Consider the following 17,025-nt stretch of genomic DNA (forward strand, 5'->3'; position numbering starts at 1 on the left):
GGGATTATGTCGTATATCTCAAAGCCAATTTCAATCCAAAGCCTATCGCTACTCCGATAACAAAACTTGCTAATGTGCCTAACAAAATGTACTCCGTAAATTTCGTGTCCCGTGCGTTTGTTAGATCCCCAAATCGGAAGATAGATTTTGCTGCCAATAGGAACCCGATCCCGGATAAAAATCCAAGCTGAATAAATAACACGATGAGCAAGCGTTCCATAATACCAATAAGCAATCCAGCATCAGTTAAGGAAGAGGCGGGTTTGCCCTCTAATTCATTTTCCTGTTTCCACCGACTAAAAAACACCCGTAATAAAATAGGGCTAACACAAACGGTCAGTAAAAGCGTAAGTAGATACAACAGGTTCTTTTCTGACAGAAGACCATCGAGCCACTCTACCGATAAGCCATATTGATGAATGGCCACAGCAGCTATAGTTGCTAAATGTAGCACTTGATCCACCACAAAGATATGAAACGGCTTATAAGGGAATTTACGTTCCCACCAGATTTTCAAGCTGTCAATAAGAAGATGTGAACAGCTTACAAATAGAATAACAGGCCAATTATCATACAGATCCGATAAAAAGCAAAGCACCAATAACAAAGCATGTATGCCCACATGAAGGAACAAATAGGCTATATTCTCTTTCCTTTCCCGAACTAGCGCTTTGGATTGAAAGACAAAATCGCCCAGGATATGTGCTAATAACAATTTCAAACAAAAGATTATCATAAACGTAACAGTTCTTGCGTACAGTAATCGATAGCTTTTTTAATAGAGCCATAATTTGCCTTTTGCAAGGCTGTGCTTATTTGGCTTTGATGTTTCCTATTGAGCAACCGAGCAAGCTCTATTTGATTGCTATCCTCGTGCAGAAGTGTGGTCATTACAATTTCAGCCATATTGGACGTCCAGCGACCACATAAATCTGCCGATAATGCCATCATTATATTACACATATTATCATACTCCAGATTAGCAGATTTTACACTTATCGTATCCCGCTTTAATGATTCAAAAGCTTCTCCCGAGTAAATGAGAGCTGAACCAAATGCATTTTTTATGTGCAGTGCATCTACTTCCTTCTCACCTATCCCCACACCTATGCGTACATCCAAATTTACATGAAGCATAGCAGATTTTAGATAAAAAACCGTTTTAAACGTATCCTCCAATTTTACTTCTGCCTGAAAACTGTCTCCTCGAAAAATATCAAATTTTTGAGCAGATTGTCTCAACGCAGTTTCTAATGCCGGCAACCAAATCTTCGGATCTGCTTGTCGGGATTCTATAATATCACCCGTCAGAATGCTAATCATAACTCTTTAATTTATCATCAAATATAATGATAATTTCAAATATCACCAATTTCGATGATAAACAGAAATATCACAATATATGATGATATTTTTTCACAGATAATCACATTTGCAAGACGGTTTAAAAGTGCCGGGAGATACTGTAGTTCTACTGTAATCCTACTGAAGAGGTACTAAAGCAGTAGGACGGAGCTACTAAAGAGCTACTACGGAGGTACTAAATAGGGATATTTTAGTAGAACCTTAGTATAACCACTGTACAACCGTAGTGAATCTTATAAACTATAATGCTTTCCAGAAATAAACATTATAATCCATTACTTTTGTACTATCATGAAAACAATTGCCGAACAAGTTATTTCTTTCAACAAGAACCTACAGTATACTGGAGAACTACCTGTAGGCTTTCAAGTCGTCAACCCCTATTTGGACAACCCTGAAACTTTAGTGGTTATGGAGCAATTCTATAAGAAGTTTTACAATGACAGTCAACAACGCCGCTTCATAATAGGCATTAACCCCAGTCGGCATGGTGCAGGTGTAACAGGGGTTCCATTTACCGACACAAAGCGCTTGGAAAGTGCTTGTGGTATCCCTATGCACTCGGCACATACACATGAAATATCCTCGGTGTATATGTACAATATGATCGAAGCTTACGGTGGCCCAGCAGCATTCTACAGCCAGTTTTATATCAATTCACCCTTTCCTTTGGCAATTGTCCAAGAGAAAAAAGGAAGTTGGGTGAACGCCAATTATTATGACGATAAGGTTTTGTTCAGCATGGTAAAGGATTTTATGATTGATTCCCTACGCAAACATATCAGCTTAGGACTTGACACATCGGAGGTTTTTATCCTCGGAAAGAAAAATGCGGACTTCCTTCAAAAAATCAACCATGAAGAGAAATTCTTCGACAAGATGACTGTTCTAGAGCATCCACGATACATTCAGCAATATAAGTCCAAGGACAAGATCAGCTATATTGATAAGTATTTGAAGCTTTTGGGCTAAGGTTTAAAAGAAAAGGGTTGCTGTAAAAGCAACCCTTTTCAAAAAAGTTTTAGTTATTTCTAATTAGAAAGAATATCTAACACCTAACACAGCACTCCATGTAGTACTAAATTGACTTGAATTTCTGTATACATTCTTCACTAATTCACCACCATCAGTAGCCATAGTGAATGTAGGTTTATTTGTTTTGTTGTTTGCAACATTCAAGAAGTTAGTGCCTGAAGATAGAAGGGTTTTCTGAACACCCCAATCTTTGTTCAACAAGTTACCTAAGTTAACTACATCCAACGTAAATTGAATTTTGTCTCCTTTTTTAGCAAGATTTTTGAATACATCTTGCGTCCAGCGAATATCCACGCGGTTCAACCAAGGTAACAAAAACTCGTTACGTCCAAGATATTTACCTCTATATGATTCTAATCCATTACTTGCAATAAACTTATCGTAAGCTTCACGTTGGTCTGCGACTGTAAACAATACATCTCCATTTCCATTTACAATATCTACAAAGTTTACTTCATTCGTTGTTGCAGGTAGATACATCAAATCTGCACGAATACCATCATTGTTAACATCTCCATTATAAACATGGGAGTATCGACCTTGATGAGATCCATTATAATAAATACCAATAGTTGAATTCTGGAATGTATAGTTCAAAGATGCTACTATACGGTGAGGCATAGCGAAGTTTGAATAGAATAGATCTCTATCATTCGGGTTATTTATCGTCTGCAAGTTAGCCCATGCGGATACACCTGCTGACCCTGGATTGTTAGACTGTTCTTTAGCGGCAGAGTAAGTATAGAACAATGAACCTGATAAACCATGCCATTGTGAAACAGTAGCTCCAAAAGTAGCACTAAATGCATATCCTTTAGCTTTTGTGTTAGCCAAAAGCACAGCATTACTTCCACCTAATTTATCATTATAGGTATAAGAAGCACTATTTGGATAATACTCTCTGTTATCACCTGCATTGTCTAATCTCTCCGTAGAAGCTTTTCTATTCATACCATGCTGGAAAACAGCATTTATATCTCTCGTATATAAGATATCCGTAGTAAGAGTAACCGGTGAATTTGGTATTCTATAATCTGCACCAACGCTTGTTCTCCATACCGATGGCATCTTGAAGTTATTATCAACCAAAGCAATTTGTCCAGGAGCTCCTTCTTTAGGGCTTTTAATAAAGACATTTTCACCGCCAGCTGGTGGATTTTCTACGTAATGGTAGATATTATCAGGTTTGAATCTGATATTGTTAATCCAAGGGGCTACAGTAGCATAATCTGCTTCAATGGTATTTTGAATAACCCCCATTGTAGTAGGCATATTGGTCAACCATACAAATGGAACGCGGCCAGTAAATATACCTGTTCCCCCACGTACAATTAATGATCTGTCACCAAATGCATCATAGTTAAATCCTAAACGAGGAGACAACATGATACGTGATTTCGGCCATGATGATGTGTTGTATGTTTTTGGACTACCATTCACATCCAAGAATTCCAATGCATCAACTGAAGGGTTTCCTGTCAGCTTATTCATATAGATTGGCAATTCCGCACGCAATCCTACAGTAACATTGAATCTTTCGTTTAACGTAATACGATCTTGTGCATAAAGGGAAGCTAAACCATAGTTAGCTCTTGCATATGTATCTTGTCCTTCGTAAGGATAAGACAAAGAGTAGTTAATTGGAGCAACTTCATTCGGCGTACCTGTTGTTAAAAAATCTTCAACTGAGGCATATCTATAATAGCCTGTACCACTACGAACATAAGAGTTTCCAAATTTTTGTATTTCAAAAGCAGCACCTCCAGTAATAGTGTGTTTATCAACTGTCCATGTTAAGTTATTAACAAAAGAAAAGTTGTCATTAATCACCTCATTGTTATAAGAGAACAACTCTGTACCGAAACTCATATAGTTGTTGTTTCCTGTTCCGCGTCCACCGCCATCCCAAATATCAACAAATGGAAATAGTTGTTTAGAAGGAGTTGTACGTTTGTCGTTGATTTTTGAATAAGTAAATAAGAATTTATTAGACAATCCAGAAGAGAAATTCGAATTCAACTCTGCAGTGATAGATTTAACAGAGTTCTCAAATCCATAGTTACCATTCTGAAAAGTAATAGAGTTTTCACTTACACGACCAAAGTTAGAACGAGGGTTTGGTCCGGAAGAAGCATTTGCAACTTGGTTTGATATCCCAATCAACTGGTTATAACGCAAAGCCAATTTATGCTTATCATTGATATTCCAATCAATTCTCGCTAATATTTTATCACCTTTTTGAGATGCTTGATTCGCATATCCTTCGTATGCTCCTGGGTCATATCCCCAAACATCCATAAGGTGTTTTTTTACAGCATCTAAGTCATCTACACCTACACGAGTAATATTGCTACTTGGATCAGATTTACCATCATTCTTTTCATTGGCTCTCCATAGGTTTGCTCCTGTTGCATTTGCTCCATCAGCCTGTTCACGCTCAGCACTTACAAAAAAGAATAATTTATTTTTAATAACAGGCCCACCTACAGCGAATCCATAAGTCTGTTTTGAGCCTTCTTGCTGATCCAAAGTTACATCACCTATTTTATTACCATTGAAACGCTGATTATTAAAATATCCATATACAGTACCTGTAAATTCATTTGTACCAGATTTAGTTACAGAATTTATACCCGCACCTGTAAAACCAGACTGAGTGATATCATAAGGAGCTATGTTTACAGAAATTTCTTCAATAGCATCCAATGAGATTGGTTGGAAAGTTCCACCTGGAAGTGCATTATCATTTAAACCGAATCCGTTATTGAAGTTTGCTCCATCAATCTGCAAATTGTTATAACGACCGTCACGACCTGCGAATGAATTACCATTGGCTTGCGGGGTCAAACGCGTAAATTCCGTGATACTACGGCTAATTTGTGGTAATTCCTGAATTTGTTTTCTTCCTACGTTGGTAGCAGCACCTGTTTTATTCGCACTGTTGCTTCTATAACCTGTCACCGCAATTTCATCCAAAGACAACGCTTTGTCTTCAAAAGTAGTATTCAAAATGAATGGCTGACCTAACTGTAGGTAGATGTCCTCGTAAACCACTGGATCCTGACCTACGTAAGTCACTTCCACGCGGTAAGGACCACCTACACGCATGTTCGCCAGATTAAAGCGTCCTGCAACGTTAGCCGATCCGGAGTAGACCGTCCCTGAAGGTACGTGGGTTGCTTTAATCGTTGCTCCAACTGTAGCATGGCCGGTAGATTGGGTTACTACCCCCTGCATACTACTTGTTGTTACCTGTGCCTGGATAGTTCCGTAACTTGCCAGAACCAGAGCAAAGAAAAGTAGAGATTTTTTCATACTCAATTTTTAGTTGTATTAAAATTTAGTACGGCAAAGTTATATAATACCACTTGATAAATTCTGAACTTAACATAAACTTAATACACGAAAAGCTGTAGATATACAGAACCTTAACTGACAAATTGGTAAGCCTAATTTTTATTTTATATTAAAATTGCGAATAGGGGTTTTCTTTTTGAAAAATCAGCAAAATATAAATTACTTTATTATCAATTTAACAAAAATTAACAATTGTGAATTGTGGAAAAAAACTTTGATAGAATGATTATAAATTGCTGAACGCGTAGACTTTTTCATGCGAAATAATTTGCTCGTTAGCCCGGCGTATATTCTTTCGCGTTCCGACAATATCATATGTTACCGAAAGGTGATCTCCCTCTTTTTGTAGTCCTTTGCGCTCTAAGCGTACATGGAGGGTTGTCATAAACTGTTCAAATTCGGCTAAGTTGGATATTTTTATATCATGAAAGGTGATACGGATAGTGCGTACCAGATATATGTTGGAAAGTATCAGCTCGATTTTTTGGAAAAGAGATAAAATAATAACCATCAGCGCCGTTAAGATAAGCGCAAACCCATAGTGCCCGAAACCTATCATCATCCCCACCCCAGCTATTGACCAAATAACGGCAGCCGTAGTTAGTCCTTGAACAGAGAACTTGCCTTGATAGATAACACCGGCGCCTAAAAAACCTATCCCGGTAATGATATTTGCCGCGATACGATCGTCCGAGATGTTTCCCATTTTGGATAACAAGGTAAATACAGTAGATCCCAAACAAATGAGGACAACGGTACGGAAACCGGCAGACTTATTTTTAAACTCCCGTTCAAAACCAACAATAGCTCCACACAAAATGGAGATTAAAATGGAAAAAAGATCGTCTATATGGAACTCAAACATATATCTTGTACAATTAATATTGAAGAAAGTTTAGCAAATCGGTGTTTAATTTACGACCAGATAGACTTCCGAAGTTTCGAAAACTTCGGAAGTCTTCTATGATGACTAAGTGCGATTAACTTATATAAGCATACGTAATACCATCTCCTCCTCTATCAGCGTGCTCATCTTCAAACCGGGAAACATGGCTGTACTTCCGCAAATATTCACGGATGAATTTCCGTAGGATACCATCACCTTTACCGTGCAGGATTTTTAAGCTCGGAAAACCAATCATAACCGCACGATCCAGTACTGTTTCTATCTGCCTAAGTGCATCTTCTGTACGCATTCCGCGCACGTCTACCTCCGGTTGAAAATCGGCAGCTGATTCCATGGATATGTTACGGTGTTTTTTAACCACCTTGGCCTTTTCTTTCCCTTTCAGTTTCACCACCTTATTTTTCTTAACTACTGTACGCAACTCGCCCAAAGCCAAAATAAGGTTATTTCCTTTACCCACTTCCATCACCTGGGCTTCCGTTTCGGAGTCCACAATCTTCACCCAATCACCGATTTCTATAGTTTCGTCTACCTCGACATGAGATGTCAGGGCTTTCACATTCTTCTCCGTGTGGTTATCTATGGCCTGCTGTAAATTTTTGCGGATACCTTTTGTTTTGTCTTTATCCGCTTGAACAGATTTGATGTCCGAAATGGTGTTTTCCACTAATTTATTGGCATCTTTCAAGATCTGTCGTGCCTGCTCCTTGGCTTCCCTGATAATCTGCTTTTTGTTCTCTTCCAGATAGCCTTGTAGCTCCTCATATTCCTTACGCAAATGCTCCAGTTCGCGTTCTCGTTTCGAAATCGAGACCTTGGTATCATGCACGGTTTTCTTATCCCGTTCCAGATCCACCAGCAAAGTATCCACTTTCTTTTGCTGCTTGCCGATCTTGTTTTTTGCCGACTCCAGAATCTCCCGTCTCAACCCTATTTTCTCGGCTATTTCAAAAGCATACGAACTTCCCGGTTTCCCGATCTGCAGAATGTACAACGGTTTCATACCCACATTATCGAACAGCATGGATGCATTTTCCAATCCGGCAGTGTTGCTCGCATACACCTTTAGGTTGGAATAGTGTGTCGTAATCACGCCACGCACATTTTTCTTATTCAAAGCCTCTAAAACGGCTTCGGCTATCGGCCCGCCAAATAGAGGATCTGTCCCCGTACCAAATTCATCAATAAGCACCAAAGTTCGCGCCGTAGCAAATTCAGTGAAATGCTTCATCTTGGAAAGATGGGCACTATAGGTACTCAAATCACTCTCGATAGATTGATCATCACCAATATCTGCAAATATTTGCTTGAAAACACCGACTTTAGAAGTGTCTTCAGCCGGGATCAGCAGTCCTGATTGCACCATCAGCTGCAGTAACCCAACGGTTTTCATACACACCGATTTTCCACCTGCATTCGGCCCAGAAACCAAAATAACCCGATCCTCTTGGTCAATTTTAATGTTCAACGGCACCACGCTTGGGTGATTCTCCTTTTTAGAGTTGATAAACAACAAAGGATGGCGCGCATTAATCAGATTGATTTCCGCTTCCTTGGACAGCTCCGGCATTTCAGCCTCTATATCTATAGCAAAGAGTGCTTTGGCACGTACAAAATCCAGTTTGCTCAACAATCCGTGGTAAGAAAGCAACAGGGGAACATGCGGGCGCAATTCCGAAGTAAGCTCCGTTAATATACGAATGACTTCCCGCCTACGCTCAAACTCCAAATCGCGCACCTTATTGTTTAAATGAAATACCTCTTCCGGCTCTATATAAGCTGTTTGTCCAGTTGCAGACTCGTCATGGATGAGACCTTTGACTTTACGTTTATTTTCCGCAAGAATAGGGATACACAATCGCCCATCTCGAATCGTCAGGTTGCCATCGGCCGTCCAGCCGTTATTTTGTGCCTGCTTAAATACCTGATCGATGCGTTTACGTGCTTCCTGCTCACTTTTTAATATCTGCTGTGTCAAATCCAAAAGTAAACGAGATGCATTATCTTTCATCTTTCCCCGATCATCTATCACCGATTCAATCTGGCGAACGATCTTTGTTTCAATAGGAAGATGTTCAAAGAGCAATTCCAAATGTGCATACAAACCTGCACGCTCATTAAAATAACGAATAATCGCGAAAACTGTACGCAGGGAAAGTAGAATGCGATGGAATTCATCCTCAGCCAAAAAAGCTCCTTCCACCTTGGCCTTATCAGCTAAAGGTTTGATCGGATACAGATGGTCTACTGGTAACGGAGCATCATTCAGCAACAGATCTTTAAATTCCTGTGTCTGACGAAGAAACTTATCTATATTCTCTAATTTGACCTGAGGTTGTATCTTGCCCACCATTTCCTTCCCTGGCTCACTCAAGCACTTCTCTTTGATGAGATTTTTAATCTCTGAAAAACCTAATTTATCTATTGCGTTATCTGGAAAAACCATGATTGTTTTTTACTAAGTTATGAAGTGAAGAAAGTGACAGAAGTTATAGGGGAAACATTACCACCATAACCTGTATCACCTTCATCACTTTTTTATATCTTATTGCACTCGTCCTCGTTTACAAACGAGGATGCACTATTTAGTCGTTATTCTTCATACTCGTTGCCACTTCGTTCAAACGAGTACGAGGGAGAAATTGTCATCCTGAGCCTGTCGCTGTGCCTCGCCTTGCTCGTCCTATACCTCGTCCTCGTTTACAAACGAGGATGCACTATTTAGTTATTCTTCATACTCGTTGCCACTTCGTTCAAACGAGTACGAGGGAGAAATATGACAAAAACAGTCCTTACTGCACTATCCGCTCTGGACGCAATTGCCGTATCGGTCTTGGTGAAACCGAATCCAATGCTATAGGCTCGCTGTTGTTTTCCTCCATTAGCGGTTGTACTTCCGGCGAAACAGACGGTATCGCAACAGATGGCTTTGGATTATCTACCCTTATTCCTAATCGTTCCATAACGGATGCAAATGCCTCTAAATGATTATAAGCTACCGTATCTTTCGGATATTCAAAAATAAGCTTATGTGCTTCTTCTTTCTGTTTTTCAAAATAGTTTACTCTACGGATACTATCAGAAAGCACCACATTCCGTAAGGAATCTTCTTTTCTGTACACATTTTCGTAGTCACGAAGGTTTTTTGTTATCTCCGCATAAATTCCCTTTGCTTTAACTGCATTCCCCAAGTAATATGACACATTTTGCTGGAAAGAAATCGAATCCAAATTGTATTTTGCAAATACTTGACCATAAAGACCATCAATCACCCGACGCGAACTGTCTATAGGCAAAGTATTCAAATAACCGTCGATTGTGTGTACCTCAGTCATCAGTTCTACCATCTGTTGTTCGGGTAAAATACCCTTTGGCGTAGATTTATGGCATGATGTAATGAAAAAAAACGACACCAATATAATGAGTAATAAGCGTTGCATTTTGTAAGTTTGTACAAATTTACAAAAAGGCTTCGAATAACCACTTTTTAAGTCTTCTTTAACTTTAAAGAGATGTGGGTAAAGCCTATTTGACCTTTATTCAGTAATAGGATTTTGCTTTTTTAATTTTTACTTTTTAACCGAGCTTTAACGAGCTCATCGAAGATAATTTAAAATGAGTATTGCATCAAATATAGAATCACTTCAAATCGACCTGAACCCAATAGGCGTGACCTTGGTCGCTGTATCCAAGACTAAGCCTGTTGAAGACATTCAGGAGGCTTATGATGCCGGGCAAAGGGTATTTGGAGAAAATATGGTACAGGAGCTTGTGGAAAAGCAGGAAGCGTTACCAAAAGATATACAATGGCATTTGATCGGTCATTTGCAGACAAATAAGGTCAAGTATATTGCTCCATTCATCGCTATGATTCAGTCTGTGGACAGTCTTAAGGTGCTTAAAGAAATTGATAAGCATGCAAAAAAACATGACCGTATAATTGACTGCTTACTGCAAGTGCATATCGCAGACGAGGATACTAAATTTGGTTTTGACCATATCGAACTAATTGAGATATTACGCGATGAGGCATTTGGCCAACTGCAAAATATCCGTATTCGTGGTTTAATGGGAATCGCAACCAACACCGATAACGAAAAAGTCGTTAAAGAAGAATTCTATGAGATGAAAATGCTTTTCGATGGCGTGAAAGCAAGTTTTTTCCGTAAGGTAGATAGTTTCGATATTTTGTCGATGGGGATGTCATCAGATTATAAACTAGCGATTGAACAAGGTGGCAACATGGTTCGTTTGGGTAGTACTGTATTCGGAAAAAGAGTCATCAAACATTATAAGCTAAAAGATGGAAAAGATGCAAAAAGTGAATAAGGTCGTTTTTGGCCTGTGTTTGATTGGCTTATCGTCTTGTATAGCCTGTAGTTCTGATAACAAATCCTCCGCTGCAAAAAGTAGTGAAAACGAGCAAATATTGGACACGTTGACTTACAAGATGCAGTCTTTTAAGGAAATCAGTCCCTATTTCGCAGTCCCTTCGGAGGAGCAAGTAGATACAACGAAATTCACGGCCTATTATCCCGTATTCGATGAAGAGATAAATACTTTAGTTAAAGAATCTATCTATCTTGATGGTGAGGAAAATATGGTTCAGGTTTCGGAGAGCTTCCTTACCGCATTCAATGAATATGCCGAAGACCAGATCGTAGCGGAGAGCGGTCCTTTGCACGCATGGTTCAGGGATATTTCATGTCAGGTATTGCTGAATACAGGGAAGTTCCTGACCTTACAAAACAGCATTAGCGAATATACCGGCGGAGCCCATGGTATACAAGTGGTGGTTCTCTCCAACTATGATGTGCAGGAGAAAAAAGAATTAGCACTTACAGATATTGTCAGCGATACAGTGAAATTAAAAAGCATTGCGGAGAAGTTTTTCCGCGAACAAGAGAATCTTAGCGAGACCGAAAGCTTCGGGAAAGCTTATTTTTTCGATAACGACAATTTTGCGTTAGCCGATAATTTCGGGTTGACCAAAGAAGGGCTATTGCTTTATTACAACGTTTACGAAATCAAACCTTATGCTGATGGACCAACCAGCCTGCTCATCCCCTATGCTGCTCTAAGCGAGGTGCTGACCGAACGCGTAGGTCTTTTGGCTAAAAATACATCAAATATCAACTAAACCAAATGCAAGTATTCAAATTTGGCGGGGCATCGGTCAAGGATGCTGAAAGTATCAGAAACGTCGCCACTATTATTTCCAAATATAAAAAAGATGAGCTATTGGTCGTGGTTTCAGCCATTGGAAAAACAACCGATAAATTAGTCGAGATTACCAATTTATATACACAGCAAAGTGGAGACGCTTTTGCTGTCCTTGAAGGTGTCAAGCAATCCCATTTAGGGCTGCTAAACGAGCTCTTTGACGATGAATCACATCCTATCTTCGATGAAATCGTCAACTGCTTTGTAGAGGTGGAGTGGACTCTGGAAGAAGAGCCACAAGATGCCTACGATTACCTCTTTGACCAAATTGTATCTCTGGGTGAACTCATCTCCTCCAAGATTTTGGCAGGCTATACTGCTCATATGGGCATTCCGACAAAATGGGTAGATGCTCGCGACTATATCTTCACGGACAACACCTACATGGAAGCCAAAGTGGATTGGGAAAAGACCGAAGACAAAATCCGTCGTGATCTTCCCTTTATCCTTGATGACAACGTCATCATCACACAAGGCTTTATCGGCTCCACTTCCGAAAATTTTACGACCACTTTGGGGCGTGAAGGTTCGGACTATTCGGCTGCTATATTTGCTTCTTGCCTCAATGCAGAGGACATTACCATCTGGAAAGATGTACCGGGTGTGCTCAATGCCGATCCGAAATGGTTCGACCGAACAGAACTGATTCCTGAACTTTCATATACCGATGCGATCGAGTTGACCTATTACGGTGCCACCGTTATCCATCCGAAAACAATCAAGCCCTTACAAAACAAAAAAATCGTATTGAATGTACGCTCTTTTGTTGATCCGGAAAGCAGTGGAACGAAAATCAAGACGACCAATCAAGGTTTGCCAATCCCATCCTTTATCTTTAAAGTCAATCAGGTGGGTATTTATATACAACCACGCGATTTTTCTTTCATTGTCGAAGATAACTTAAGCCATATTTTTAATCTCTTCCACACGCACCGCATCAAGGTGAACATGATGCACAACAGTGCAATCAGTTTTGCTGTGAGCATTGACAATACCGGCAAAAATGTGGACGCCTTATTGGAAGAGTTGGAGCAACGCTACAAAGTGCATGTAGAAAAGGATTTGGAGCTTATCACGATTCGCTATTTCAATCAGGAGACCATCGATAGAGTATTGATTAACAAACAGATTATCCGCGAACTGAAAGACAGCTATACCTGCCAGCTTCTGGTCAAGAACTGTGAATAATGAATGTAAATATCCTCAGTAAAGATGTACAGTCCTTTATACAGGCAAACAGGCATGTGTCGCCCGCGAGCATGGCATTAAAAAAATCACCTTTTGCTGAGGTTACTTCATCTGAACTGGCCAATCAAATAGCTGGTTTTCAGAAGACTGAAAAGAAAATACCGGATTGGACTTCCTCAGAAATTGCTTTATACTATCCGGATAAGCTCAATTTAGAGCAATGTTCATCCAGTGAGACCGGTAAATTTAAAGCATCGCTTATCCTACCGCAGACTTCTTTGGCAGATTTAACTGGTGGATTTGGTGTAGATAGCTACTATTTTGCCCAAAAGGCAGCAAACGTCACCCATTGTGAAATAAACCCGACATTGTCCGCTATAGTCGAACATAACTTTGAAGTCCTTCAAGCCGCTAACATCCAATGCCGTGCAACAGATGGCATTGCTTTTTTAACAGATTGTGAGGAGACATTCGACTATATCTATATCGATCCGTCACGCCGTATTAAAGACCAGAAGGTTTTTCGGCTGGAGGACTGCGAGCCGAATATCTTGGCATATCAAGACCTCTTTTTCAAAAAAGCAAAAACCGTCATCACCAAGCTTGCTCCTCTTCTGGATATTAGTGCAGCACTCAATAGCATGTCTGCTGTACGCGATGTCTATATTATCAGCGTGGACAACGATTGCAAGGAGCTCTTATTTATCCAGGAGCAAGGTTACATCGGAAAAACCAATATCCATGCGGTCCGTCTTTATCAAGGTCATCAACAGGAATTTATCTTTGATTATACAAGTGAAGGCTTGGTTGAACCTTCATTTTCTAAGCCTCAACATTATTTATATGAACCCGATGTGGCCATAACCAAAGCAGGTGCTTTTAAGTCTATTGCTACCGCATATAATCTTCATAAGCTACATCAAAACAGCCATCTATATACATCAAACGAACTTGTGAAAGATTTTCCAGGTAAAATTATCCTTATAGAAGAGACCTTGCCTTTCTCTGTCTTCAAGAAGCAAAGCCAAGGTTCAAAAGCCAATGTGATTGCTAAAAACTTTCCTTTAAAGGTAGACGATATTCGTAAAAAACTGAAAATCAAAGATGGCGGTGATCGTTATCTATATTTCACGACGGACAGTACGAATGAATTGATTGTTGTCAGCGGAAGACGCATTTAGCATCTTTATCTTCTCCTATTTACATAGGGATTACAGTATTTTGTATTGAAGAAGGTACTTTTGGGCTATGGAAAATCTGAAATTATCTGCATTGGATTTAGCTACGGTATGCAAAGGTGACAGCCCTAAGCAAGCCATTGAAAGAACAGTAGAAGGTGCACAATATATCGAGCAATTAGGATACGAACGTATATGGTTGGCGGAACACCATAACATGGAGCATATTGCCAGTTCGGCTACAGCTGTCCTTATAGGTCACGTTGCGGAAAAAACATCAAAAATCCGCGTGGGTTCTGGTGGTATCATGCTTCCCAACCATTCTCCTTTAGTTGTGGCCGAGCAATTCGGCACCTTAGAATCCCTTTACCCTAACCGTATTGATCTGGGACTTGGTCGTGCACCGGGAACAGACCAGGTTACAGCGTTGGCTTTACGCCGTAATAATCTCAATACACCCTTCTATTTTAAAGATGATGTAAAAGCTTTGCTGCATTATTTTGAGAACGACGATCCATCGGAAAAAGTCCGGGCATTTCCGGGCGAAGGCTTAGCTATTCCACTCTATATATTGGGGTCAAGTACAGATTCAGCGCATTTGGCAGCGGAACTGGGCCTTCCCTATGCCTTTGCTGCTCACTTTGCCCCGGCCATGTTAGCCCAAGCCGCTGCTATCTATAAAGAAGAATTCAAACCTTCATCCTATTTGGCAAAACCTTATTTCATATCCTGTGTTAATATTGTAGCTGCCGAAACAACAGCAGAAGCTGATTATTTGGCGACCAGTCTGTTCAACATGTTTGCAGGCATTATCACGAACTTCAGAAAACCACTTTCTCCACCGACAGAAAAAGTGATTTATGATGGTATCCCCGAAATCGAAAGAGCAGTACATAGCATGACATCTTGTACATTTACAGGCGATACTAACAAAATACGCGAAGAGGTGGAAATTTTCGTTAGAACTTACGAGGTGGATGAAATAATGACAACAAATTATATCTTTGACAGACAGACACGATTAGATTCATTTAGATATACGAAAGAAGCGTTAAGCTACTAAACCCATGACACGTTACCTTATTCTGGCTATCTTGGCAGCCACATCATCCTGCCTAAGCTCAAACTCAAAAACGGCAACCGGTGCTTCAACAGATTTATCCTCCGTCATCCTGGAGGATAAATCCAGATCCTCAGCCTACACCGATAGCATAGAGTATATCTTGGCACAAACATCCCTCATTGGTTCTTTCCGTGTTTGGGAAGACAAGGATAGTACCATTTCTTTTAGTCAGGATTGGTTGGATTTATATAGGGAAGGTGAAGAGTTTCACCTCGATACTTTGCACTATACTTTGTCTAAAGATTACGATGAATGTGCCGGTGTAGACCTTGTTATCATAACTTCGCACCGCTCCAGTATGCTTTATCTTCAAGTTCCGCAGGTTAAGAAAGGTAAACCGGTACAAATTTCAGTGCCGAAACAAGTGTTATGGCCCGAAGAAAAGGCTGAATTCACATTCAATAAGCAACATTATATGCTGCAAGCCTTAGGTAAGATTCATCGTACAGAAAAATATATAGACGATAACGACACGGAACAGGTCTTTCATGAGGTAAGTGACTATAGATTGCTGCTGACCACCCCCGATAAACATACGTATACTATTCTTTCCGAACAGTCTTTTAACGATACATTTATCCGACTTCTTTTCGTAGGTGATTTAGACCAAGACGGCAAACCTGATTTTGTCGTGTCAGCCCCCAGAGATTATGAAGAAGAAAGAACCTTACTTATTCTGTCTTCTCAGATGTCCAAAGACAAGGTTGTCATTTATGAGGCCACACGACAGTTTGATTGTTAGGTTCAAAAAACATTACGTACAGACATTTACCGTACAAAATATTTTTGTACAGTTTTTTTACGTACATTTGTAAAAAAAAAACAGGTAATTATGGGTACGGCAATCAAAGAACATGCACGATTTGACGCAAGGCTTTCTAAAGAACAAAAACAATTTTTTGAAAAAGCTGCATATTTAGGCGGTTATAGAAGCTTAACCGATTTCGTTATTTTGACAGTACAAGAAAAAGCAAAAGAGATTGTGCAGGAAAAAGAACAGATAATTGCTTCCGAAAGAGACAGTCAGGTATTTTTTGATGCAATTACAAACCCTAAGAAACCCTCAAAAACATTAAAAAATGCTTTAGAAGACTATAATGTTTTTATCTCAAACCTCAAGAAATGATAGAACTCTTAGACAAAAAGCATCATCGGGAAGATTTTGACTGTGGAAAAGAGCTTTTAAACAATTATCTAAAAACACAGGCAGGACAAGACATTAAACGAAAGTTATCTGCCTGTTTTGTACTATGTGAAAACGGAACAGACATTCAAGGATATTATACACTCTCAAATAATAGTATTCCTCTAAGTAGTTTTCCTAATCATATACAAAAGAAACTTCCTAAATCCTATCTTTCTATCCCAACCACTCTACTCGGAAGATTAGCAATTTACAAAAATCATCAGGGCAAAGGAATAGGAAAAATATTATTGATTGATGCCTTGAAAAGAAGTTTCGAAATCTCACAGGAAATAGGTTCGTTCGCTGTGGTGGTTGACCCAATAGATGAAGAAGCTGGAAAGTTTTATAAAAAGTATGACTTCATAAAACTTCCAGACAGCGAAAAAATGATTATTGCTACCAAAACATTACAAGAGCTATTTGGATAAAAGAAATACAACACCAACCGTCAATTCCAGACAAA

The 17,025-nt window shown here is 39.6% G+C and carries 15 protein-coding genes; 9 read left to right on the plus strand and 6 right to left on the minus strand.

Annotation, left to right across the window (positions count from 1 at the left end):
• Positions 1-4 precede the first annotated feature (4 nt).
• A complete protein-coding gene (locus BM375_RS04540) occupies positions 5-721 on the minus strand; it encodes a DUF3307 domain-containing protein (RefSeq protein ID WP_244525817.1) in 717 nt (238 codons plus the stop codon).
• Positions 722-732: 11 nt separating this feature from the next.
• Positions 733-1,323 carry a hypothetical protein gene (locus tag BM375_RS04545; RefSeq protein ID WP_093363975.1) on the minus strand — a complete coding sequence of 197 codons (591 nt, stop codon included), beginning with the start codon at positions 1,321-1,323 and terminating at the stop codon, positions 733-735.
• A gap of 333 nt (positions 1,324-1,656) precedes the next feature.
• Here BM375_RS04545 and BM375_RS04550 point away from each other — a divergent pair, with 333 nt between their 5' ends.
• Positions 1,657-2,337, plus strand: coding sequence for an SMUG2 DNA glycosylase family protein (locus BM375_RS04550; protein ID WP_093363976.1), 681 nt, complete (start codon positions 1,657-1,659; stop codon positions 2,335-2,337).
• A gap of 63 nt (positions 2,338-2,400) precedes the next feature.
• Here BM375_RS04550 and BM375_RS04555 read toward each other — a convergent pair whose 3' ends face one another.
• The 4 genes from BM375_RS04555 to BM375_RS04570 form a co-directional block, all read right to left on the minus strand.
• Positions 2,401-5,715, minus strand: coding sequence for a TonB-dependent receptor (locus tag BM375_RS04555; protein ID WP_093363978.1), 3,315 nt, complete (start codon positions 5,713-5,715; stop codon positions 2,401-2,403).
• A gap of 268 nt (positions 5,716-5,983) precedes the next feature.
• A complete protein-coding gene (locus BM375_RS04560; RefSeq protein WP_093363979.1) occupies positions 5,984-6,622 on the minus strand; it encodes an MgtC/SapB family protein in 639 nt (212 codons plus the stop codon).
• A gap of 115 nt (positions 6,623-6,737) precedes the next feature.
• Entirely contained in the window at positions 6,738-9,110 is a 2,373-nt protein-coding gene (locus BM375_RS04565; protein ID WP_093363981.1) for an endonuclease MutS2, read from the minus strand.
• A 346-nt stretch (positions 9,111-9,456) separates the two neighbouring features.
• Positions 9,457-10,104: a DUF4296 domain-containing protein gene (locus tag BM375_RS04570; protein ID WP_093363982.1), complete on the minus strand. Its 648-nt coding sequence runs from the start codon at positions 10,102-10,104 to the stop codon at positions 9,457-9,459.
• 175 nt (positions 10,105-10,279) lie between these two features.
• Here BM375_RS04570 and BM375_RS04575 point away from each other — a divergent pair, with 175 nt between their 5' ends.
• From BM375_RS04575 to BM375_RS04610, 8 genes are all read left to right on the plus strand, one after another.
• Complete coding sequence (locus tag BM375_RS04575) at positions 10,280-10,993, plus strand: YggS family pyridoxal phosphate-dependent enzyme (protein WP_093363983.1); 714 nt, start codon at positions 10,280-10,282, stop codon at positions 10,991-10,993.
• Positions 10,968-11,804: a DUF3298 and DUF4163 domain-containing protein gene (locus tag BM375_RS04580; RefSeq protein WP_093363985.1), complete on the plus strand. Its 837-nt coding sequence runs from the start codon at positions 10,968-10,970 to the stop codon at positions 11,802-11,804. Before BM375_RS04575 ends, BM375_RS04580 begins: the two co-directional genes overlap by 26 nt.
• Positions 11,805-11,809: 5 nt before the next feature.
• Positions 11,810-13,075 carry an aspartate kinase gene (locus tag BM375_RS04585; protein WP_093363986.1) on the plus strand — a complete coding sequence of 422 codons (1,266 nt, stop codon included), beginning with the start codon at positions 11,810-11,812 and terminating at the stop codon, positions 13,073-13,075.
• Complete coding sequence (locus BM375_RS04590) at positions 13,075-14,256, plus strand: class I SAM-dependent methyltransferase (RefSeq protein WP_093363988.1); 1,182 nt, start codon at positions 13,075-13,077, stop codon at positions 14,254-14,256. The genes BM375_RS04585 and BM375_RS04590 overlap by 1 nt, the downstream gene beginning before the upstream one ends.
• A 67-nt stretch (positions 14,257-14,323) precedes the next feature.
• Positions 14,324-15,316, plus strand: a complete 993-nt coding sequence (locus BM375_RS04595) for an LLM class flavin-dependent oxidoreductase (protein WP_093363990.1) — start codon at positions 14,324-14,326, stop codon at positions 15,314-15,316.
• Between the two features lie 4 nt (positions 15,317-15,320).
• Positions 15,321-16,118 carry an integrin alpha gene (locus BM375_RS04600; protein ID WP_093363991.1) on the plus strand — a complete coding sequence of 266 codons (798 nt, stop codon included), beginning with the start codon at positions 15,321-15,323 and terminating at the stop codon, positions 16,116-16,118.
• Positions 16,119-16,208: 90 nt separating this feature from the next.
• The gene (locus BM375_RS04605; RefSeq protein ID WP_093363993.1) at positions 16,209-16,502 is read left to right on the plus strand and encodes a type II toxin-antitoxin system TacA family antitoxin; all 294 of its coding nucleotides are present in this window, start codon (positions 16,209-16,211) and stop codon (positions 16,500-16,502) included.
• Positions 16,499-16,990 carry a GNAT family N-acetyltransferase gene (locus BM375_RS04610; protein ID WP_093363994.1) on the plus strand — a complete coding sequence of 164 codons (492 nt, stop codon included), beginning with the start codon at positions 16,499-16,501 and terminating at the stop codon, positions 16,988-16,990. The genes BM375_RS04605 and BM375_RS04610 overlap by 4 nt, the downstream gene beginning before the upstream one ends.
• The last annotated feature ends 35 nt before the right edge of the window (positions 16,991-17,025 follow it).

The sequence above is a fragment of the Sphingobacterium wenxiniae genome (genome assembly GCF_900116225.1).
Classification (GTDB): Bacteria; Bacteroidota; Bacteroidia; order Sphingobacteriales; family Sphingobacteriaceae; genus Sphingobacterium; species Sphingobacterium wenxiniae.